At 67.7% G+C, this 20,234-nt stretch carries 21 protein-coding genes and 1 tRNA gene; 15 read left to right on the forward strand and 7 right to left on the reverse strand.

Annotated features, from left to right (window positions below):
• Positions 1-2: 2 nt before the first annotated feature.
• The 5 genes from cmk to DMB86_RS20580 all read left to right on the forward strand — a co-directional run bounded on the left by cmk (position 3) and on the right by DMB86_RS20580 (position 3,580).
• On the forward strand, positions 3-731 hold the full coding sequence (cmk, locus tag DMB86_RS08940) for a (d)CMP kinase (protein WP_113719437.1): 729 nt from the start codon (positions 3-5) through the stop codon (positions 729-731).
• Positions 728-1,462, forward strand: a complete 735-nt coding sequence (locus tag DMB86_RS08945; protein WP_113717462.1) for a lysophospholipid acyltransferase family protein — start codon at positions 728-730, stop codon at positions 1,460-1,462. Before cmk ends, DMB86_RS08945 begins: the two co-directional genes overlap by 4 nt.
• The gene (gene der, locus DMB86_RS08950) at positions 1,459-3,015 is read left to right on the forward strand and encodes a ribosome biogenesis GTPase Der (RefSeq protein WP_113717463.1); all 1,557 of its coding nucleotides are present in this window, start codon (positions 1,459-1,461) and stop codon (positions 3,013-3,015) included. Before DMB86_RS08945 ends, der begins: the two co-directional genes overlap by 4 nt.
• 191 nt (positions 3,016-3,206) lie before the next feature.
• A tRNA-Pro gene (locus DMB86_RS08955) sits at positions 3,207-3,280 on the forward strand.
• A gap of 141 nt (positions 3,281-3,421) precedes the next feature.
• Entirely contained in the window at positions 3,422-3,580 is a 159-nt protein-coding gene (locus tag DMB86_RS20580) for a hypothetical protein (RefSeq protein ID WP_171814311.1), read from the forward strand.
• Positions 3,581-3,592: 12 nt separating this feature from the next.
• Here DMB86_RS20580 and DMB86_RS08960 read toward each other — a convergent pair whose 3' ends face one another.
• Complete coding sequence (locus tag DMB86_RS08960) at positions 3,593-3,781, reverse strand: hypothetical protein (RefSeq protein ID WP_129545504.1); 189 nt, start codon at positions 3,779-3,781, stop codon at positions 3,593-3,595.
• Positions 3,778-4,047 carry an SRPBCC family protein gene (locus DMB86_RS20960; protein ID WP_227878677.1) on the reverse strand — a complete coding sequence of 90 codons (270 nt, stop codon included), beginning with the start codon at positions 4,045-4,047 and terminating at the stop codon, positions 3,778-3,780. Before DMB86_RS20960 ends, DMB86_RS08960 begins: the two co-directional genes overlap by 4 nt.
• Positions 4,048-4,050: 3 nt before the next feature.
• Between DMB86_RS20960 and DMB86_RS20965 the strand changes: the two genes are divergently transcribed.
• Together DMB86_RS20965 and DMB86_RS08970 are read left to right on the forward strand one after the other, a co-directional pair.
• Entirely contained in the window at positions 4,051-4,284 is a 234-nt protein-coding gene (locus tag DMB86_RS20965; protein ID WP_227878678.1) for a hypothetical protein, read from the forward strand.
• A gap of 62 nt (positions 4,285-4,346) precedes the next feature.
• On the forward strand, positions 4,347-5,396 hold the full coding sequence (locus DMB86_RS08970) for an FAD-dependent monooxygenase (protein ID WP_171814433.1): 1,050 nt from the start codon (positions 4,347-4,349) through the stop codon (positions 5,394-5,396).
• Between the two features lie 325 nt (positions 5,397-5,721).
• On the opposite strand, the gene crcB is transcribed toward DMB86_RS08970, so the two are convergent.
• The 4 genes from crcB to DMB86_RS08990 are packed head-to-tail and all read right to left on the reverse strand — an operon-like array spanning position 5,722 to position 7,930.
• Positions 5,722-6,105 (reverse strand): fluoride efflux transporter CrcB, encoded by a 384-nt coding sequence (gene crcB / locus DMB86_RS08975; RefSeq protein WP_113717466.1) that lies wholly within the window; start codon positions 6,103-6,105, stop codon positions 5,722-5,724.
• Complete coding sequence (locus tag DMB86_RS08980; RefSeq protein WP_171814434.1) at positions 6,102-6,632, reverse strand: fluoride efflux transporter FluC; 531 nt, start codon at positions 6,630-6,632, stop codon at positions 6,102-6,104. The genes crcB and DMB86_RS08980 overlap by 4 nt, the downstream gene beginning before the upstream one ends.
• Positions 6,629-7,213 carry a universal stress protein gene (locus tag DMB86_RS08985; RefSeq protein WP_113717467.1) on the reverse strand — a complete coding sequence of 195 codons (585 nt, stop codon included), beginning with the start codon at positions 7,211-7,213 and terminating at the stop codon, positions 6,629-6,631. The genes DMB86_RS08980 and DMB86_RS08985 overlap by 4 nt, the downstream gene beginning before the upstream one ends.
• Complete coding sequence (locus DMB86_RS08990) at positions 7,214-7,930, reverse strand: hypothetical protein (protein WP_129545505.1); 717 nt, start codon at positions 7,928-7,930, stop codon at positions 7,214-7,216.
• A 276-nt stretch (positions 7,931-8,206) separates the two neighbouring features.
• Between DMB86_RS08990 and gcvH the strand changes: the two genes are divergently transcribed.
• The 6 genes from gcvH (at position 8,207) to DMB86_RS09020 (ending at position 12,435) form a co-directional block, all read left to right on the forward strand.
• Positions 8,207-8,593, forward strand: coding sequence for a glycine cleavage system protein GcvH (gene gcvH, locus DMB86_RS08995; RefSeq protein WP_113717469.1), 387 nt, complete (start codon positions 8,207-8,209; stop codon positions 8,591-8,593).
• 112 nt (positions 8,594-8,705) lie between these two features.
• Entirely contained in the window at positions 8,706-9,188 is a 483-nt protein-coding gene (locus tag DMB86_RS09000; RefSeq protein ID WP_113717470.1) for an FHA domain-containing protein, read from the forward strand.
• Positions 9,189-9,204: 16 nt separating this feature from the next.
• A complete protein-coding gene (gene ftsR, locus DMB86_RS09005; RefSeq protein WP_418202311.1) occupies positions 9,205-9,963 on the forward strand; it encodes a transcriptional regulator FtsR in 759 nt (252 codons plus the stop codon).
• Positions 9,960-10,469 carry a bifunctional nuclease family protein gene (locus DMB86_RS09010; protein WP_113717472.1) on the forward strand — a complete coding sequence of 170 codons (510 nt, stop codon included), beginning with the start codon at positions 9,960-9,962 and terminating at the stop codon, positions 10,467-10,469. Before ftsR ends, DMB86_RS09010 begins: the two co-directional genes overlap by 4 nt.
• Positions 10,470-10,749: 280 nt before the next feature.
• Positions 10,750-11,343, forward strand: a complete 594-nt coding sequence (locus tag DMB86_RS09015) for a MerR family transcriptional regulator (RefSeq protein ID WP_113717473.1) — start codon at positions 10,750-10,752, stop codon at positions 11,341-11,343.
• A 144-nt stretch (positions 11,344-11,487) separates the two neighbouring features.
• Complete coding sequence (locus tag DMB86_RS09020; RefSeq protein WP_113717474.1) at positions 11,488-12,435, forward strand: endonuclease domain-containing protein; 948 nt, start codon at positions 11,488-11,490, stop codon at positions 12,433-12,435.
• Positions 12,436-12,501: 66 nt separating this feature from the next.
• Here DMB86_RS09020 and DMB86_RS09025 read toward each other — a convergent pair whose 3' ends face one another.
• On the reverse strand, positions 12,502-13,338 hold the full coding sequence (locus tag DMB86_RS09025; RefSeq protein ID WP_113717475.1) for a ParA family protein: 837 nt from the start codon (positions 13,336-13,338) through the stop codon (positions 12,502-12,504).
• A 226-nt stretch (positions 13,339-13,564) separates the two neighbouring features.
• On the opposite strand from DMB86_RS09025, the gene gcvP reads away from it, so the two are divergent.
• Together gcvP and DMB86_RS09035 are read left to right on the forward strand one after the other, a co-directional pair.
• Positions 13,565-16,384, forward strand: coding sequence for an aminomethyl-transferring glycine dehydrogenase (gene gcvP, locus DMB86_RS09030; RefSeq protein ID WP_418202312.1), 2,820 nt, complete (start codon positions 13,565-13,567; stop codon positions 16,382-16,384).
• A gap of 427 nt (positions 16,385-16,811) precedes the next feature.
• Complete coding sequence (locus DMB86_RS09035; RefSeq protein ID WP_113717477.1) at positions 16,812-20,210, forward strand: pyruvate carboxylase; 3,399 nt, start codon at positions 16,812-16,814, stop codon at positions 20,208-20,210.
• The last annotated feature ends 24 nt before the right edge of the window (positions 20,211-20,234 follow it).

The raw sequence follows: 20,234 nt of genomic DNA on the forward strand, positions 1-20,234 counted from the left end.
ACATGTTTGTGACTTTTCCCGAACCGGTGGTCCCGGAGCGGATCCGCCTGGGCAAGCCCCTGGTGGTGGCCGTGGACGGACCCTCCGGCTCCGGCAAGTCGAGCGTCAGCAAGGCCGTGGCGCGCCGGCTGGGCCTGGCTTTCCTGGACACGGGGGCCATGTACCGGGCGGTCACCTGGCACTGCCTGAACGGGCGCATCAACCTCGAGAACGCCGCCGCCGTCGAGGCCGCCGCCCGCACCTTGAAGATTGAGCAGAGCCTGACCCCGGATGGCGAGTTCGTGCGGGTCAACGGCATCAATGTCACCGATGCCATTCGAGAACCGGAAATTTCCAAGGCCGTCAGCGCCGTGGCCACCAACCTCGGCGCACGCCGAGAACTGGTGCGCCGCCAACAGGAAGCCATCACCCGGTGCAACAGCCGCATCGTGGTGGAGGGTCGTGACATCACCACCGTCGTGGCGCCGCACGCCGAGGCCCGGCTGATTCTCACGGCCAGCGAGGAAGCGCGGATGCGCCGCCGCGGACTCCAGCTCGGCAGCACCCAGACCCGGGCCCAGCTGCACGAACAAGTGGTGGGCCGGGACGCGAAGGATTCCACCGTGGTGGACTTCCAGCGCGCCGCCGACGGCGTGTACACCGTGGACTCCTCCGCGCTGGACTTTGAGGAAACCGTGGACGCCGTGATCAACGTGGTGCGGCTCTCCGTGAACGAGGGCCCCGCTGCATGAGCCGCCAGAAAGGGGCAGCGGGCGGTCAGCTCCGGAGCCTGGCTGCGGCCCCTCCCCGCTGGAAGACGCTTTGGAGCCGTCCGGTGGGGCGGGTGCTGGACCACGTGGTCTACCGCACCGCCGTGGCCGGCCGTGAAAACATTCCCGCCCATGGACCGGTGATCTTTGCCGCCAACCACCTGAGCTTCCTGGACGGACCGGTCATGGTCGGCGCCGCCAGCCGGCACATGCACGTGATGGTCGCGCACGAGATGTTCAAGGGCTTCCTCGGCTGGGTCCTGGACACCTCGGGGCAGATCCCCGTGGACCGCGCCGGCGACCGCCAGGCCCTGCAGTTCGCCAAGGATGTGCTGGAGCGCGGCGGCTGTGTGGGCATCCTGCCCGAAGGCACCCGGGGGATCGGCGACGCCGCCCACGTGAACGGCGGGGTGGCCTGGCTGGCTCTCAACTCGGGCGCCGCCGTCGTGCCTGTCGCCATTTTGGGCACACGGGTGGGGCGGGAACCTCGCAACACCATTCCCAGGCCGCGCCGCCGTCTGCACGTGGTGTTTGGGGAGCCGCTGCGGATTGTCCGTGAGAGCGGGGTTTCCGGCCGTGTTTCAATGGACAGGGCGACCGAAAGAATCCAACACCTGCTGGCCGGACACATACAGTCCGCCGTAGCCGCCACCGGGCAGGAACTGCCTGCGGATGACCACCTACCTTCAAAGCACAAAGGACAGCAACCATGAGCGACTCCACGTCTGCCACGACCCCCGGCGAGGGTGAGCTTGGCCACCAGGACTACGTGCCCACGGGTGAGGACCATGTTGCCGAGAGGCTGGCGGAAATCACCGACGAGGACGCCGAGGCCCGCGCCGCAGGGCTCCTGGCCGGGCTGGCGAACTATGACCTTGAGGACGAGGACGCGGCGCTGCTGGCCGGCGGGTTCGACGACGGCACCTCCGAGGATGCCCTGCGCCAGGACCCCGTCCTGGCCATCGTGGGACGCCCGAACGTGGGCAAGTCCACGCTCGTCAACCGCATCCTGGGCCGTCGCGAGGCCGTGGTGGAGGACACCCCCGGCGTGACGCGCGACCGCGTGCAGTACACGGCGCACTGGAACGGGCGCAATTTCACGCTCGTGGACACCGGAGGCTGGGAACGCGACGCCCGCGGCATCCACCTGCGCGTGGCCGAGCAGGCCGAAGTCGCCGTGGAAATGGCCGACGCCGTGCTGCTGGTGGTGGACGCGATGGTGGGCATCACCGCGTCCGACGAAGCCATTGTGCGCATGCTCCGCCGGTCCAAGAAGCCCGTCATCCTGGTCGGCAACAAGGTCGACGACATGGTCCAGGAAGCCGAGGCCGCCACGCTGTGGGGCTTGGGCCTGGGGGAGCCGTACCCGGTTTCCGCCGTCCACGGACGAGGCGTGGCGGACATGCTGGACAAGGTCATGGACGTGCTGCCCGAGTTCTCCGCCGTCGCCGGCGTGGAGCGCACCGGCGGCCCCCGGCGCATTGCGCTGATCGGACGGCCCAACGTCGGCAAGTCCTCGCTGCTGAACAAGCTGGCCGGCACCGACCGGGTCGTGGTCGACAACGTTGCCGGCACCACGCGCGACCCCGTCGATGAACTCATCGAGCTCGGGGACCGCACCTGGCGCTTTGTGGACACGGCCGGCATCCGCCGGCGCCAGCACATGGCCCAGGGCGCCGACTTCTACGCCTCCCTGCGCACGCAGACGGCACTGGAAAAGGCCGAGGTGGCCGTGGTGCTGCTGGCCGTCGACGAGATCCTCAGCGAGCAGGACGTGCGCATTCTGCAGCTCGCCATCGAGTCCGGCCGCGCCCTGGTGCTGGCCTTCAACAAGTGGGACCTGCTGGACGACGAACGCCGCAAGTACCTGGAACGCGAAATCGACCAGGATCTGGCGCACGTGGATTGGGCGCCGCGCGTGAACATCTCGGCCAAGACGGGCTGGCACAAGGACAGGCTGGTGCCGGCCCTGGACCTGGCCCTGGAAAACTGGGACCGCCGCATTCCCACCGGGCGCCTCAATGCCTTCCTGGGCGAGTTGGTCTCCGAACACCCGCATCCCGTCCGCGGCGGCAAGCAGCCGCGCATCCTCTTCGGCACCCAGGCCTCCAGCCGCCCGCCGAAGTTCGTGCTGTTCACCACCGGATTCCTGGACCCTGGATACCGCCGATTCATCACCCGCCGCCTGCGCGAGACGTTCGGCTTCGAAGGCACGCCCATTGAGGTCAGCATGCGGGTGCGGGAAAAGCGCAGCCGCAAGAAATAACACGCTGGTGGAGTCTGGCGGGAACCGGCGGCGGACATTGACCGCCGGTGATCGGGCCTGTCCACCGGTGATGGGGCTTGTCGAGATCCGAGATCCCCGTCACAGCGGGAATGGTCATCCCAGCGCGTTTTATGGGGTAAGCTTTTTCAGGTGGTTCGGCCACGGGAGATGCCTCCCGGACGCTGGACTTTCGGGCTGTAGCGCAGCTTGGTAGCGCACTTGACTGGGGGTCAAGGGGTCGCAGGTTCAAATCCTGTCAGCCCGACCGCACCAACCTGGGGCAGTGTCCACGTGGGCACTGCCCCACGTTTGTTTAAGGCCCCCGTTTCGGCCGCTTTGTGCGTGTGGACATGCCCGACACGACTGTGTGCTGGGCATTCGCCACCCGGGGGTGTAGCTTGGGCCAATGATTGGATTAATAGTCGTTCTCCTTGTCATTTGGGTCATCCTTGCCATCCTGGGATTCGTCATCAAGGGCCTTGTCTGGCTGGCCATCGTCGGGATCATCCTGTTCGTGGCCACCGGGGTCATCGGCTGGGTGCGCCGCAACGCGCTGAATAGGTAGGACCGGCCGGCCCTATCTGCTTCCGCAGCGGGCGCCGGACAGTATGCGCAGGTGGCGGTCCACGGACTGCCGTGAGACGTTCAATGACGGTGCCGGCGAGGATGCCGATGCGGCGCCGTCGCGGGCCAACATGACGAGCAGCTGTCGCCGGTGGGAGCCGCCCACGGCGGCGAACACCTCCGCCGTCGAGCGTGGCATCATGACTCCAGCGCCCACGAGCGGGCCGCGTCCAGCTCGATCCTCCACCCCTCGGCATTCCCTTCGACGTGCTTCCGCAGCTCGTCCTCGTTGACGCCCAGCGAGCGGAAGCCGCTCTCCGCCACGCGAAGCGTTACGCCGGAGGCTGCGCCCTCGATCCAGAATTCGACCAAAGTGGTGGCTGCGCCGTCTTGGTCGCCCACCCAGCGGAATGCCGCATGCCGGGGTGCATCGAGGGCCACCGTCTTGATGCGGAAGGTGCCGTGCACCGGGTGGGTGACGACATTGACGTCGCTGGCAGGGTCAAGGCGTGGTCCACCACCTCGCCATCGTTGATCCGCCAGCCCGGGCGGCTGGCAAGCGTCCACACCCCGGCGGCGGTGGCGGCGATGTGGATCTCGCGCTCCATCCGGTCCGTACTGGTTTCCATGACATTCTCCTTGGTTGACCTGCCATGGAATTGTTGCACCTCAGACATCGGGGCGCAGACGTTTTGGTGCAAGTGAGCCCATATGGCCCCGCGGCCCGGCAGTCGAACTGGATGCTTCCCGGGCGTAGGCTCGTCCCTATGAAGGGAAATGCAGTTGTCGTCGGCAGTGGAGTCGGAGGGCTGGCTGCGGCCCGGGCCCTGACACAGCAGGGCTGGAGCGTGGCCGTGTACGAGCGGTCCCCGGCGCTTCCGCGAACCGGCACGGCGCTGGGCATGTGGCCTGAGGCGCTGGGCGCACTTGATGAAATGGGCGTGGGAGACAAGGTACGCGGAGCCGCCACCCGCGTGTCGGAGACCGGGACCGCCGGCCTGCGCACGCCCGGCGGAAGGACCCTGGTCTCCATGAGAAGGGATGGGGGCCTGTGCCTGGTATCCCGGCCCACACTGCTTTCCATCCTGGCCGACGGCGTCGACGTCCACTTTGGCCATAAGGTCGAGGACCAGCGGGGCCTCGCCGGCGTCGACCTTGTGGTGGGTGCGGACGGCACATTCAGCGACACCCGGCTGACTGTTTTTGGCGCGCAGTTCACGGCACGTCCGCTCGGGGCCGTGGTGTGGCGCGGCACCGTGGACGGAACGGTTTCCAGCTACGGGGAAACGTGGGCGCCCGGAGCGATGTTCGGCATTACGCCCGCCGGTCCGGATTCCAGTAATTGGTACGCCTGCCTGGATGCCGGGGGGACGTTTAAACCTCCCCACCGCCAGCACTTGCGGGACGTATTCGGGTCCTGGCGCTCGGGGGTCACGGAAGTGCTGGAGCGGATCGAGGAAGAGTCCATCCTGCACCACGAATTGTTTGAGGCCCCGCCGCTTCCCTCCTACGCCAGCGGCAACACCGTCCTGGTCGGAGATGCCGCCCACTCCATGGCGCCGTTCCTGGGGAGGGGGGCCTGTGAAGCGCTCGTTGACGGAGCTGCGCTTGGGCGCTGCCTTGGGAACGCGGCCACCGTGGCGGACGGGCTGGCGGCGTACGACCACCAGCGGCGGACCAAGACGCAGCGCATGGCGGCCATGTCGCGCCGGATGGGCAGGCTGGCCATGATGCGGCGCGGCTTCGTGGCCCGGAACACGGCGTTCGGGGCCGCAGGCAGCGTGCTGCGTCTTGGTGCGTCCCTGAGGAGCCACTAAGCGTTGCGTCAGGCGTGCCCACTGGCTGCAGCTGTGCCCGGACCTGGCGTTTCGGATGGCGGGGCGGACGCACGGATTTGCCCACGGCATGCAATGACGCGTTCCCGCCACCATCCATGTAAGGTTCTTGGTAGCCAAGACGCTTTTCTCAAAGTCAGTCGCGGCTAGGTCCGTACAGCGATTCGCCGTCTCTGTGCGGACCGTCTAACTTTAACGCCCGCGCGCTGCCTGCACCTCTCTACGCCGCTGCCTGGGGATTTGACCCGCGAGGCGCCCGGCCAGGGCGGGGCCGCCCCACCCCGTTTAGAGTTTAGAAGGGCCCGCCTCACCCGGTCCACGCGGAAGCGGCCCAGTAGCCCAGGGCCGCTGCGCCGAGGCACACCAGCAGCGTGCCCAAGGCATTGGCCAGCGACGCCGCATAGCGATGTTCGCCCAACAACCGCACGGTCTCATAACTGGCAGTGCTGAATGTGGTGTAGCCGCCCAGAAACCCCGCCCCGGCGATGAAGCTGGCGCTGGCGGGCAGCAGTGACCCGGCCGTTAATGCGGTCAGGGCGCCCAGCGCCAGCGAGCCCGTGACGTTGATGGCGAACGTGGCCCACGGAAAAACTGTCCTGAACCGGCTGCGAATGAGTCCGTCGACCACAAAGCGGGCCACTGCACCCACGCCCCCCGCCACGGCCAGCGCCGCAAAAACCCATGCGTTCACCCTGTGCCGCCGCCGTCCGCGCTGCCGGGGCTGCTCGTGCTGGTGCCGTCCCGGCCGGTACTGCCGATCACGGTGGGAGTTGTTGCCGCGGCCGGCTGGAACCGCCTAGAACCGGCCAGAATTCCGCACCAGGTTGCCAAGGCTCCGAAAACAACCGTTCCCAGCGCATAGGCGGCAGCCCATCCCAACCCAGGCGAGACCGCACCGGATGTCCATCCGGCCAGGGCCGCGGTTCCCGTGGCAAGAGTGCTGTAGGTGGTGAAGCCGCCGCAAAAGCCGGTGCCCAGCAGGAGCCGCAGCTTAGCGCCGCGCGTGCCCGCCCAACGCGGCCGGGCCAACTCCTCATAGAGGAATCCCAGCACGAAGGCGCCGGCGAGGTTCACGAGGAACACTGGCCAAGGGACCGGGCCGGCGTCGGGCATGCCCAGGACCAGGCCCTCGCGGGCGGCCGCGCCAAACGTCCCGCCCAGGGCCACGAACCCCAGGGACTGCGGACGCAGGAATGGTCGTGGTGCGGTGCCTGTCACGGGCGGCCGGCCCACGCTGAATCGCTGCCGTGCTGGCCGTGGTGGGTCGGGACCACCAGGACGGGACGGTGCTGGCGGCGCGCCAGGCGGGTGGCCACGGAATGGTTGAAGAGTTCTCGCATGGTGGCATGGACATCGCCGTGTGTGCCCACCACAATCAGCGCCGCGTCCAGCGTGTCGGCGCAATGGGACAGCGCCTCTGCCACCTCGCCTGCCAGCAGCAGCGGCCGCCAGGGATGGCCTTGGGGCGCCAGCTGCCGGTTCAGGTCAGCGGCGAGTTCCGCCGGGAACACCGCTTCGGCGGTGTCGTCGAAATCCGGGTCGACAGACGCGCTGGCCACGGAGCCGTCGGACGCTTCGGAAACCACGTAGCGGCCGGGGTTGACGTACGCGCAGACCAGTTCGTGGCCCAGTGCCGCGGCCAGCGTGGCGGCCTCGTACACCACGGCACGGGGCTGGCCGGGGAAAACGCCGGCGAGCACGCATGCCTGCCGGGGCGTCGGCTGCGCCTGGTCCGTCGGTGCATTATCCGGCTGCTGCGCCGGTTCCGGTCGCGAGCCCCGGTCAGGTTGCGGCTCCATTCAGGCCTCCGGGGTGCCAGGCGGCGGCGTGGCGGCTCCGTCAGGCGTCGTCGGGGCTTGCGGGGCTCCTGCCGGAGGAGTGTCGCGGCCAGGACGCGCGGCGCCCTTGGTCCTCCTGCCCGCGGCCCGGACATCCGCCCGGGCCTCCTTCTCGGCCGCGCGTCGGGCGCGGTCGGCGTCCCTGGCCTTGGCCCGTTCGTTGTCCCGAACCAGCCTTTCCGCGGCCTTGATCTGACGGATCTTCCGGCCGCGCCGAATCCAGGCCCGGCCCAGGAAGATCACGGCCACCGCGCACACGACGCCGGCCACCATGAAGATCTGGCTCCAGGTGCCAAACCAGTTGGCGCCCCCTGTGGTCCAGATGGAGCGGGCATCCACCGCTGAAGCCGTGGTCCCGTACAGCACGGCGAGCGTGAGCAGGTTCGGCAGGGTCAGCAGCACGGCCACGACCAGCACGACGACGCGCACCCACTTGTTTAGCTTTCTGCGGCGCGCCTGCCAGGCAACCGTCACCGGCACGAAGGAAAACACGAAGCCGTAGAACATGCCCAGCGGGACGGCGTTGCCCAGCTTGCCGCCGGTTTGGTCCCGGACGGAGGTGGCCCAGGCCAGCGGCACCGTCACTGAGGCAATGTAGTAGGCCAGAACCAGCACCACGATTGCCACCACGGCAACAATGGTGCGCAGCAGCCACACAGGCAGCCTTTTCCTCTGCATTGCAGGTCCGGCGCCGTCCACTGGAGGGGGTGACTCCTCCGGACGTGGTGCAGTCGATTCGCTCATACAAGGAATCATGTCACCCCTCCGTGCTCCGTGTCAGGGCACGCACCCGCGCGGTTCCAGAAAGGGATCGAATCAACCTTCGACTTGTCAAGAAGCCTTCCACACTAAAGACTGGATGTGGCCACGCGGAGCAATACCCGTGGCCGGCTTTGGCCCAAGCTAACAACTTCACATTCATCGCCGCGGCGATGAACCATGAAAGGTGCGCCCATGAGTAACATTCCCGCAGACCTGTCCTACACCGCCGAGCACGAATGGATCGGCGTGCCCGACGCCGACGGCGTGGTCCGGGTTGGCATTACCGACTTCGCCCAGGACGCGCTGGGCGATGTGGTCTACGTCCAGATGCCCGACGCCGGAACGGACGTTACCGCCGACACCGTGGTGGGCGAGGTGGAGTCCACCAAGAGCGTCAGCGACATCTATGCGCCGCTCACCGGTACCGTCAGGGCGCGGAATGAAGCGCTCGACGCCGACCCGTCCCTGATCAATTCGGATCCCTACGGCGCCGGATGGCTCGTGGAAATCACTTTGGCGGATGCCTCCACCCACGGATCGCTGCTCAGCGCCGCCGAGTACCAGGAAAAGGTAGGCTAGACGTCAAGGAACATGCGCGGGCCCGGCCCGGCTGTCCCCAGAGGTGGCCAGCCGCGCGGCCCATCAACATTGCAGGCAGATTTTTTGTTTACGAAGCTAAGGAGGAGTACCAATGGTTGACACGGGTAACGGCGCCGGAGTGAATGGTCAGGCGGATTCCCAGGATCAGCCGGGTGCTTCGGACACCACGTCCATTCAGCTCCCTCCCGTCAGAAGCGGCCCCGTCCAGACGCCGGCCCTCGCGCGAGACGAGCAAAACGCTGTGCAGTCGCTGCCGGCAGGTTCCGCGCTGCTGATTGCCCACGCCGGTCCCAACGCCGGGGCGCGCTTTCTGCTGGACAGCGCCGTGACCACCGTGGGGAGGCACCCTGACGCAGACATCTTTCTTGACGATGTCACGGTCTCGCGCAGGCATGTGCAGTTCTTCAAGGTGCCCGGCGGGTTTGAACTCACCGACTCCGGCAGCCTGAACGGCACGTATGTGAACGGCGATCGTGTGGACTCGGTGCTGCTGCGCACCGGCAACGAAGTGCAGATCGGCAAGTTCCGGTTGACGTACTACTTCAGCACCGCAGACGCCTCCGCGAATTCCTGAGAACCCGGTGGCAAGTGTGAACCAGAGCGCCGGCAGGCGGCTGGTGGACGTCCAGTCCAGCAGCCGCCGGCCCGGCCCTGTGGCCGTTTTCAACATCGGCGAGGTCCTGGCCCAGCTCACGGGCGACTATCCGTCCGTGACGGCGTCGAAGATCAGGTTCTACGAGGAAAAAGGACTCATCACCCCTCAGCGGACACCGGCGGGCTACCGCCAGTTCCGCGAGTCCGACGTGGAGCGTTTGCGCTTTGTGTTGGCGCTCCAACGCGACCACTACCTGCCCCTGAAGGTCATCCGGGAATACTTGGATGCCATAGACCAGGGGGAGGCGCCGTCCAACCTTCCCCCGGGCGTCTCCATCGCCCCGAGGATGGTCTCCGACGACCTCGCCGTGGAGTTGAAGGGCCGCCCGCGCCGGCTGAACACAGAGCAGCTGCGCGCCGAATGCGGGGCCAGCGCCGAGCTGCTGGAGGCCATGGTCAGCTTCGGTTTGGTGGAAATGCGTGGCGGCTGCTTTGACGACCATGCATTGCGCGTGGCCAAGGCTTGCACCGACCTGGCCGCGCACGGCCTGGAGCCTCGCCACCTGAGGCCCTTTCAGGCGGCCGCCGACCGCGAGTTCGGTCTGGTCGAAAGGGCCGTGGCACCCCTCTCCTCACGGCGAGACAGCACCTCCGCCGCCCGCGCTGCGGAGGCCGCCCGGGAAATTGCCGAACTGTGCCTGAGCCTGCACAGCGCCTTGGTGCAGTCAAAGATTTCCTCCATGGAAACGCCATGATCGAAGTGGAAATTGTGGGCGTCCGCATCGAGATGCCGTCCAACCAGCCACTGGTCCTGCTCAAGGAGCGCCTGGGGGAGCGCCACATCCCCATCTGGATCGGTGCGTCGGAGGCCACGGCCATCGCCTTGGCCGAGCAGGGCGTGGTGCCGCCGCGCCCCCTCACCCACGACCTCCTGTGCGCCGTGGTGCTGGCCCTGGGCCGCCGAGTGGTGCGCGCGAACCTGACCAAGGTTGAGGACGGCGTGTTCCATGCGGAGCTGCTGTTCGACGACGGCACCACGGTCGGCTCCCGGGCTTCCGACGCCATTGCCGTTGCACAGCGCGCCGGCTGCGCCATCTGGGCGTCCGAGGCGCTGGTCGAGGAGGCCGGGGTGCTCATTGCCGAGCACGATGAGCGTGACTCCTCCGAAACCGTGGACGACGACGCCGAGGCCAAGGAACGCGAAGTGCGCCAATTCCGCGAGTTCCTCAACGACGTTGAGCCCGAGGATTTCGACAAGTAGCGTCGCGTGAGAACCTGCCCGCAAGCATGTGGGGGATGGATTTCCGGGGTGTCTAACGTTAAACCTGAGGCTGAAAGTTTCGACACGGCAAAATAGTTGTCGTGGCGTCTTTGACCTTGGTGCCGCGCCGCTCTAACGTCGAAGTAATCAGTTCCCCATTGCAAGCTGTGGCCGGTGCAGTCACACTGGTGGTTAGGACCCCGCGTCCGAGCCATTCGTGTTGCGCCCAGCCCTCGGTGCGGCAATATCCGTTCGGGGGACCGCGAACAGGAGGATCCACGTGAGTCCGAAGAGTGATGCCGGCGAACTCAACGCCGTTGCCGTCCCCGGCGCCGCCTTGACGGCTGGCGCCCAGGGACTGCTTTTCACCGAGGATCTGCCGGTGCTGGATGAAGACGCCGGCTACCGCGGCCCCATTGCGTGCAAGGCCGCCGGGATCACCTACCGGCAGTTGGACTACTGGGCCCGCACGGGACTGGTGGAGCCAGCCGTCCGCGGGGCCGCCGGGTCCGGCTCGCAGCGCCTCTACGGCTTCCGAGACATCCTGGTCCTGAAGGTGGTCAAGCGCCTCCTGGACACCGGCGTGTCACTGCAGCAGATTCGATCGGCCGTGGACCACCTGCGCGAGCGTGGCGTGGAGGATCTGGCCCAGATCACGCTCATGAGCGACGGCGCCTCCGTTTACGAGTGCACTTCCGCCGACGAAGTCATCGACCTTGTCCAGGGCGGCCAGGGCGTTTTTGGCATTGCCGTGGGCCGCGTCTGGCGCGAGGTTGAAGGCAGCCTTGCCGCACTGCCCAGCGAGCACGCCCCAGTCCAGTCGTTCCCCGACGACGAGCTCAGCCGCCGCCGCGCCGAGCGCAAGATCTCCTAACCTTCTGCCAGCTAGCCCGCAATAGATGTCGTAAAACGTCGATTTTCGACGTATTTTCGACATCTTTTGCGGGTTACTTGTGCGCGTCACGCGAGACTGTGGATAACTTAAACGGCCCGGAGCAGGACTTGCCATGATGTGGACATGTTCCATCCGCAGGAGTTTCCCCCGGAGTTGCATCTGGGGCCTTTCACCACACGATTTGCCCAAGAACTCGGGGTTGGGCCCGGCCGGCTGAGGCACCGTGAAATCGTCAGCCTGAGCCGAGGCATCAAGAGCCTTGGCGGCAGCGACCTTCCGTTGGGCTTGCTGACGCGTCCCTACACACAGGCAACCGGGCATTCGGCGGCCTCCCATGCCACGGCCTTTGCCATCTGGATGCTGCCGGGTTTCCTTCCTGTGGCGGATTCCTCCCTGCTGCACATTTCACGGCAGGCGCCGCATGATGAACCGCGGCGCAAAGGTGTCTGCGGGCACACCACAAAATTTCGCGACAATGAAGTCGTCTGCCTCGATGGGCTGTGGATCACCACGCGTGCGCGAACTTGGTTGGATTGTGCCCGCAGGATGAGTGTCGATGAGCTCGTCGTCGTCGCGGACCACCTGATCCGGATTCCGCGCCCGGAGTTTGAGGGACGGAGTGAACCCTACGCCACCATCGTCGAGCTGGCGGCCATGTTGGAGCGGCACAAGGGCACGCCGGGCATTCAAAAGGCGCGTGCGGCGCTGGCGCTGGCCCGCGTCGGGTCCGATTCGGCCCCCGAAACCCGTCTGCGGCTCGCACTCGGCAGGGCCGGATTGCCGGAGCCGCAAATCAACGTCCGTGTGCAGCTTGCCCACGGCAGGTCCCGCACCCCGGATGCTTCGTTCCCGGAGTACCGCGTAGCCGTGGAATACGACGGCGGCACCCATGGTGACATCGAACAGCAGGTCCGCGACATTCGGCGCCAGGAAGACTACGGAGATGCTGGCTGGATTGAGGTCCGTATCGGCAAAGCGCACATGCAGGATGACGCCAGGCAGGCCGTCCGGAAGATCCGCGACGCGCTGTACGGTCGTGGCTGGCGGGCAACGCAAAGTAACCCGCAGTAGACGTCGAAAAAGCGGCAGGATTCGCGATTTTTCGACATCTACTGCGGGCCAGTTGCGGCGGGAGGGTCAGCCGCGGTACAGGCGGCTTCGCGTGGCGTTTTGGGTCAGCACGGAGTCCAGCAGCTTGTCGAACAGGGCGGAGGAGTTCTTGGCCGAATCGCCGGGCCACTGGTGGATGGGATGCGCGGCCCCCTGAATCTGCTGCCAGTTCGCCTGTTCCGGAATGGTGGGGGAGAGCAGCAGCTCGCCAAACATGGTCTTCATCTCGCCCAGGCGGTAGCTGTGCTCGTTGGAGCCGCTGCGCACGCGGTTCGCCACGATGCCCGCCGGCACCAGGGCAGGGGCGAACTCGCTGCGGAACAATTCGATGGCGCGCAGCGTCCGCTGCGTGCCGGCCACCGAAAACAACCCGGGCTCGGCCACCAGCAGCACGCGGCTGCTGGCGGTCCACGCCATGCGGGTGAGCCCGTTCAGCGACGGCGGACAGTCAATGAGGACCAGCTGGTAGGGCGCCTTGCCGTCCCGGTCGGCGTTGGACAGGATGGTCGACAGGCGGCGCAGGTCGCGCCGTCCCAGGTCGGGGCGGTCGTAAATGCCGCTGAAGGCCGAGCCCATGGCGACGTCGAGCACGGGCAGCGGCGCGCCGTCGTGCTTGTGGGCGGCCAGCCAACCGGACGGGACCACATTGGCGGCAAGGTCCGCCTTTCGCGCGCCCTTGATCATGCGCCCAATGTCCTGCTGCCCGGCCGGGTGGACCCCCAGCCCGGTGGTGGCGTCTGCATGGGGATCAAGGTCAATCACCAGGGTGGGAAGGCCTGCGGCCAGTGCTGCCGAAGCCAGGCCGAGCGTGACAGACGTCTTGCCGACGCCGCCCTTGAGGCTGCTGATGCTCACTACTTGCACGGATGAACCATTACCTTTGCGTCGCGTTCAAAAACCAGGGGCTGCCTGCGGGTGCCGGGGGCATGTTGGGCGAGCCATAGAATGGCTGTGGAACGTTCGCGACTTGGAGAACCCATTGACAAACACCCCAGACAACATGACCGGCAGCCAGCACCCAAACAGCCTGGTGTCGGCCCTTTTCAGTGACCGGCACATCGGGGTTGGTGCACAGCCCCACGTTCATCATATGTTGACCACCCTAGGATTTGGCTCTTTGGAGGAGCTTTCCACGGCGGCGTTGCCCGAATCCATCTACACCACCGAGCCGCTGGGCCTGCAGGCGGCGGTCTCCGAGGAGGCCATGCTGGCGGAATTGAAGGCCCTCGCCGCGAAGAACACCGTCAACAAGTCCTTCATCGGCCAGGGCTACTACGGCACGCACACGCCCGGCGTCATCCAGCGCAACGTCCTGGAAAGCCCCGCCTGGTACACCGCCTACACGCCGTACCAGCCGGAAATTTCCCAGGGCCGCCTCGAGGCGCTGCTGAACTTCCAGACGGTGGTGGCCGACCTGACCGGCATGACCACCGCGAACGCCTCCATGCTGGATGAGGGCACCGCCGCCGCCGAGGCCGTGGCCCTGATGCGCCGCAGCAACCGCGCCGCCAAGCCCGACGCCGTCATGCTGGTGGACGCCGACGTCTTCCCGCAGACCTTGGCCGTCATCAACACCAGGGCCAGGGCCATGGGCCTTCCCGTGCTGGTGCATAACTTTGAGGACGACGGCGCCCTGCCGGACGTCGAGTTCTTCGGCCTCCTCCTGCAATACCCGGGAGACTCAGGGCTCATCCGCGACATCGCACCGATCATCGCCGCCGCGAAGGAGCGCAAGGCTGTGGTTGCCGTGGCAGCGGACCTCCTGGCCCTGACGGTGCTGGAATCGCCCGGGGAACTGGGCGCCGACCTGGCCGTGGGCACCTCCCAGCGCTTCGGGGTGCCCATGGGCTTCGGCGGCCCGCACGCCGGCTACATGGCCGTGCGCCAGGGCCTGGAGCGTTCGCTGCCCGGACGCCTGGTGGGTGTGTCGAAGGACGCAGCCGGCAACCAGGCCTACCGCCTGGCCCTGCAGACCCGCGAGCAGCACATCCGCCGCGAGAAGGCGACCTCCAACATCTGCACCGCCCAGGTGCTGCTGGCCGTCATGGCCGGCATGTACGCCGTCTACCACGGTCCCGAGGGCCTGCGGAAAATCGCCACCCGCGTCCACGCGCTGGCCCTGGCCGTGGCCGACGCGGCAACGGCCGCGGGACACACCGTGGTGCACGGCAACTTCTTCGACACCGTCAAGGTCCGGGTGGCGGCCGGCAGCGGCCACTCCGCCGCCGAACTGGTTGCCGCCGCCCACTCGGCCGGCTACCTGCTGCGCCAGGTGGACCACGACCACCTGCAAATCGCCGTCGACGAGACCACCACGGAAGCCGACGCGGCGGCCTTGGCCGGGCTGCTCGCGGCACGGGTGTCCCCGGGCGCAGCCAACGCCAACGGAACGGTGCTGCCGGCGGACGCGTCCGGCGTCGCGCTGCCCGTCCCGGCCCGCACCACGGACTACATGACCAACGCCGTGTTCCACGCGCACAACTCGGAAACGCAGATGCTGCGCTACCTGCGCCGCCTCTCTGACGCCGACTACGCGCTGGACCGGGGCATGATCCCGCTGGGCTCGTGCACCATGAAGCTGAACGCCACCGCCGAGATGGCCGCCATCACGTGGCCGGAATTCGCCAACCTCCACCCCTTCGCGCCGGCGTCGGACACGGTGGGCATTGTGGAGATGGCAACGCAGCTGGAGGAGTGGCTCGCGGAGATCACCGGCTACGACGCCGTCTCCGTCCAGCCGAACGCCGGCTCGCAGGGCGAGTTTGCCGGGCTCATGGCCATCCGCGCCTACCATGTGGAAAACGGCAACCCGGATCGCGACGTGGTCCTGATCCCCACCTCCGCCCACGGCACCAACGCCGCCTCCGCCGTCATGGCCGGGCTCAAGGTGGTCCCGGTGGCCACGGACGGCTTCGGCAACATCGACGTCGACGACCTCAAGCGCCAGATCACCGTCCATGAACACCGCCTGGCCGCCATCATGGTCACCTACCCGTCCACGCACGGCGTGTTTGAGACGTCCATCAGTGCCATCTGCGCCATGGTGCATGACGCCGGCGGCCAGGTCTACGTTGACGGCGCCAACCTGAACGCCCTGGTGGGGCTGGCCCGGCCCGGCACGTTTGGCGCCGACGTCTCCCACCTGAACCTGCACAAGACCTTCTGCATCCCGCACGGCGGCGGCGGGCCGGGCGTGGGTCCGGTGGGTGTGGGCGCGCACCTGGCCAAGCACCTGCCCGCCCGCGAGCTGGGCCTGGACTCCTCGGTGGGGCTGGTCTCCAGCGCACCCTACGGCTCGGCGTCGATCCTGCCGATCTCCTGGGCCTACATCCGCATGATGGGTCCGGACGGGCTGCGCCTGGCCACCCAGACCGCCATCCTGTCGGCGAACTACATTGCCCGACGCCTCAGCGATCACTACCCGGTGCTGTACACGGGCGCACACGACCTCGTCGCGCACGAGTGCATCCTGGACCTGCGCGGCATCACCGCGGACTCCGGAGTCAGCGTGGACGACGTCGCCAAGCGCCTGATCGACTACGGCTTCCACGCCCCCACGATGTCCTTCCCGGTGGCAGGCACCCTGATGGTGGAGCCCACCGAATCCGAGGACCTGGCCGAGCTGGACCGGTTCATTGGCGCGATGACCGCCATCCGCAAGGAAATCGCGGCCGTGCAGGACGGGCTCTGGCCCGCCGGGGACAACCCGCTGGCCAACGCCCCGCACACGGCACAGAGCCTCACCCGGGACTGGGATCATCCGTACAGCCGGGAAGAGGCCGTCTTCCCTGCCGGCGTGGATCCCCGTGCCAAGTACTGGCCGCCCGTGAGCAGGATCGACCAGGCCTACGGCGACCGCCACCTGGTCTGCTCCTGCCCGTCCATCGAGGAACTGGCCGAAGTGTTTTAGTCCCCACGCCCTCCCAGAGCTCGTTCCTCGCTCCGGGGCCCTCGGGCGCGTGGGCCCAGACGCCCTCCCAGAGCTCGTTCCTCGCTCCGGGGCCCTCGGGCGCGTGGGCCCAGACGCCCTCCCAGAGCTCGTTCCTCGCTCCGGGGCCCTCGGGCGCGTGGGCCCATCGCGTGGGCCCATCGGGTGGGTCGGTTGGGAATGTTACGGTCCCCGGACGTGAATTGCGACACACCATTTGGCGCTCCGGGGGCCGTGGGGCCAGACTGGCACCACTTTAGTTATTTCTAAAGCAACGATTCAGACGCGCTACCGCCCATGGGGCGCCGGGGTCACCCCAGCCACCTTTCCGGAACCATCATTTCCACCAGCCCGCCTGCTGCCACAGCGGCCGGCGGGCCGCCATGCCGGCGTTTCACACAGGAGTGACATGTTTTCAAAGATTCTGGTCGCCAACCGCGGCGAAATTGCCATCCGTGCCTTCCGTGCCAGCTACGAGCTCGGCGCCAAGACGGTTGCCGTTTTCCCCCATGAGGACCGCAACTCCATCCACCGTCAAAAGGCGGACGAGGCATACCTGATCGGCGAGGAGGGACACCCCGTCCGCGCCTACCTTGACGTGGCGGAGGTGATCCGCGTCGCCAAGGAAGCCGGCGCGGATGCCATCTACCCGGGCTACGGATTCCTGTCCGAGAATCCCGGCCTGGCCGCGGCCGCGGCCGCTGAAGGCATCACCTTTGTGGGGCCGCCCGCCGCGGTGCTGGAGATGACAGGCAACAAGTTCCAGGCGCTCAAGGCGGCCCGCGAGGCCGGCATCCCGGTGCTCAAGTCCAGCGAGCCCAGCGCCGACCCTGCCACGCTGATTGCGGCTGCGGAGGAGATCGGCTTCCCGGTCTTCGCCAAGGCCGTGGCCGGCGGCGGCGGGCGCGGCCTGCGCCGGGTGGACACCCGCGAGGAACTCCCCGAGGCCCTCAACGCCGCCATGCGCGAAGCGGACGCCGCCTTTGGCGACCCCACCATGTTCCTGGAGCAGGCGGTGCTTCGCCCGCGCCACATCGAGGTGCAGATCCTGGCAGACGCCGAAGGCAATGTCATCCACCTCTTTGAGCGCGACTGTTCGCTGCAGCGCCGCCACCAGAAAGTCGTGGAGATCGCCCCCGCCCCCAACCTCGACGAGAACATCCGCAAGGCCCTGCACGCGGACGCCGTGAAGTTCGCCAAGGCCATGGGCTACGTCAACGCCGGAACCGTCGAATTCCTCGTGGACACCGTGGGGGAGCGGGCCGGCCAACATGTCTTCATTGAAATGAACCCGCGCATCCAGGTGGAGCACACCGTCACCGAGGAAATCACCGACGTGGACCTGGTCCAGGCCCAGTTGCGCATCGCCGCGGGCGAAACGCTCGCCGACCTTGGTTTGACCCAGGACAGCGTGCACGTCAAGGGGGCCGCCCTGCAGTGCCGCATCACCACCGAGGACCCCGCCAACGGCTTCCGGCCCGACGTCGGAAAAATCACCACCTACCGTTCGGCCGGCGGCGCAGGCATCAGGCTCGACGGCGGCACCATCTACGCAGGCGCCGAAATCAGCCCGCACTTCGACTCCATGCTGGTCAAGCTCACCTGCCGCGGCCGCGACTACAAGACGGCCGTGGCCCGTGCCCGCCGCGCGCTGGCCGAGTTCCGCATCCGCGGCGTGTCCACCAACATCCCCTTCCTGCAGGCTGTGCTGGAGGACCCGGCGTTCAACGCCGGCGACGTCGCCACGTCCTTCATTGAGGAACGCCCCGAGCTCCTGAACGCCCGCGTCTCCTCCGACCGTGGCACCAAGCTGCTGACGTGGCTGGCCGAGGTGACCGTCAACCAGCCCAACGGCGCGCTGCCGGTCCACGAAGACCCCGCCCGCAAGCTCCCGGAGGTCGAGGTGGCCACCGCACCCGCCGGCTCGCGCCAGCAGCTGGCCGAGCTGGGTCCGGAAGGCTTTGCCGCCGCGCTGCGTCGGCAGACCGCCGTGGCCGTCACGGACACCACCTTCCGCGACGCCCACCAATCACTGCTGGCCACGCGCGTGCGCACCCGGGACCTGGTGGCGGCCGGCGCTGCCGTGAGCGTGCTGACCCCGCAGCTGCTCTCGGTGGAGGCCTGGGGCGGCGCCACGTACGACGTCGCCCTGCGCTTCCTGGGCGAGGACCCTTGGGAGCGCCTGGCCCAGCTGCGCGAGGCGCTGCCCAACATCTGCCTGCAGATGCTTTTGCGCGGCCGCAACACGGTCGGTTACACGCCGTACCCGGCGGAGGTCACCGACGCGTTTGTCCAGGAGGCGGCCGCCAGCGGCATCGACATCTTCCGCATCTTTGACGCCCTGAACGACGTGGACCAGATGGAGCCCGCCATCCGGGCCGTCCGCGCCACCGGCACCGCTGTGGCCGAGGTGGCCCTCTGCTACACCGGCGACCTGCTGGATCCGGCCGAGGACATCTACACCCTCGACTACTACCTGGCCCTGGCCCAGCGCATCGTCGACGCCGGCGCCCACATTCTGGCCATCAAGGACATGGCCGGAGTGCTGCGCCCGGTCGCCGCGGCCACATTGGTCACCGCGTTGCGGGAACGCTTCAACCTGCCGGTCCACCTGCACACCCACGACACGGCCGGCGGCCAGCTGGCCACCCTGATGGCAGCTATCAACGCCGGGGTCGACGCCGTCGACGTCGCCTCCGCCTCGCTGGCCGGCACCACCAGCCAACCGTCCGCCTCGGCCCTGGTCGCGGCACTGGCGCACACCGAACGCGACACGGGAATCGACCTGGCCGCGATCAGCTCCCTGGAACCGTACTGGGAGGCCGTGCGGCGCGTGTACGCCCCGTTTGAGTCCGGCCTGGCCGGGCCCACCGGACGCGTATACCAGCATGAGATCCCGGGCGGCCAGCTCTCCAACCTGCGCCAGCAGGCCATCGCGCTGGGGCTGGGCGAGCGCTTCGAGGAAATCGAGGACATGTACACGGCCGCCGACCGGATCCTGGGGCACCTGGTCAAGGTCACGCCGTCGTCCAAGGTGGTGGGCGACCTCGCCCTGCACCTGGTGGGCCTCAAGGCCGACCCCGCCGACTTCGAGGAAAACCCGCAGAACTATGACATCCCCGACTCCGTGGTGGGCTTCCTCGGCGGCGAGCTCGGCACGCCCCCCGGAGGCTGGCCCGAGCCGTTCCGCACCAAGGCACTGCAGGGCCGCACCGTCGTCGAGCGCAGGGGCACGCTCAGCCCGCAGGATAGCGAAGAACTGGCCGGGGACAGCGAAAGCCGCCGCGCAGCCCTGAACCGGCTGTTGTTTGCCGGGCCCACCAAGGACTTCGCGAAGGTCCGTGAGACGTACGGCGACGTGTCCGTGCTGGATACGCGCGACTACCTGTACGGGCTCCAGCGCGGCCAGGAGCACGTCATGGCGCTGGGCCGCGGCGTCCGCCTGATCGCCTCCCTGGAGACCATTTCGGAGCCGGATGAAAAGGGCATGCGCACGGTCACTTGCAAGCTCAACGGCCAAAGCCGTCCGGTGGTGGTGCGCGACCGCAGCGTTGAAAGCACCGTCAAGGCCGCGGAAAAGGCGGACGCGGCGGTGGCCGGACAGATCCCCGCACCGTTCGCCGGCGCTGTCAGCCTGAAGGTGGCCGTGGGCGACGCCGTGGAGGCCGGCGCCACCGTGGCCACCATCGAAGCCATGAAGATGGAGGCGTCCATCACGACGCCGGTGGCCGGCACCGTCTCCCGGCTCGCCGTGGACGGCGTGGCACAGGTGCAGGGCGGGGACCTGTTGGTCGTGGTGGCCGGCTGACCGGTCCGGCACGCACGGTCCGCG

This window comes from Arthrobacter dokdonellae, from assembly GCF_003268655.1.
GTDB lineage: Bacteria > Actinomycetota > Actinomycetes > Actinomycetales > Micrococcaceae > Specibacter > Specibacter dokdonellae.

Coding starts and splice junctions, on each gene's coding strand:
- cmk (WP_113719437.1), top strand. CDS start 3: ATGTTTGTGACTTTTCCCGAACCGGTGGTCCCGGAGCGGATCCGCCTG.
- DMB86_RS08945 (WP_113717462.1), top strand. CDS start 728: ATGAGCCGCCAGAAAGGGGCAGCGGGCGGTCAGCTCCGGAGCCTGGCT.
- der (WP_113717463.1), top strand. CDS start 1,459: ATGAGCGACTCCACGTCTGCCACGACCCCCGGCGAGGGTGAGCTTGGC.
- DMB86_RS20580 (WP_171814311.1), top strand. CDS start 3,422: ATGATTGGATTAATAGTCGTTCTCCTTGTCATTTGGGTCATCCTTGCC.
- DMB86_RS08960 (WP_129545504.1), bottom strand. CDS start 3,781: ATGATGCCACGCTCGACGGCGGAGGTGTTCGCCGCCGTGGGCGGCTCC.
- DMB86_RS08970 (WP_171814433.1), top strand. CDS start 4,347: ATGAAGGGAAATGCAGTTGTCGTCGGCAGTGGAGTCGGAGGGCTGGCT.
- DMB86_RS08985 (WP_113717467.1), bottom strand. CDS start 7,213: ATGGAGCCGCAACCTGACCGGGGCTCGCGACCGGAACCGGCGCAGCAG.
- DMB86_RS08990 (WP_129545505.1), bottom strand. CDS start 7,930: ATGCAGAGGAAAAGGCTGCCTGTGTGGCTGCTGCGCACCATTGTTGCC.
- gcvH (WP_113717469.1), top strand. CDS start 8,207: ATGAGTAACATTCCCGCAGACCTGTCCTACACCGCCGAGCACGAATGG.
- DMB86_RS09000 (WP_113717470.1), top strand. CDS start 8,706: ATGGTTGACACGGGTAACGGCGCCGGAGTGAATGGTCAGGCGGATTCC.
- DMB86_RS09010 (WP_113717472.1), top strand. CDS start 9,960: ATGATCGAAGTGGAAATTGTGGGCGTCCGCATCGAGATGCCGTCCAAC.
- DMB86_RS09020 (WP_113717474.1), top strand. CDS start 11,488: ATGTTCCATCCGCAGGAGTTTCCCCCGGAGTTGCATCTGGGGCCTTTC.
- gcvP (WP_418202312.1), top strand. CDS start 13,565: ATGTTGACCACCCTAGGATTTGGCTCTTTGGAGGAGCTTTCCACGGCG.
- DMB86_RS09035 (WP_113717477.1), top strand. CDS start 16,812: ATGTTTTCAAAGATTCTGGTCGCCAACCGCGGCGAAATTGCCATCCGT.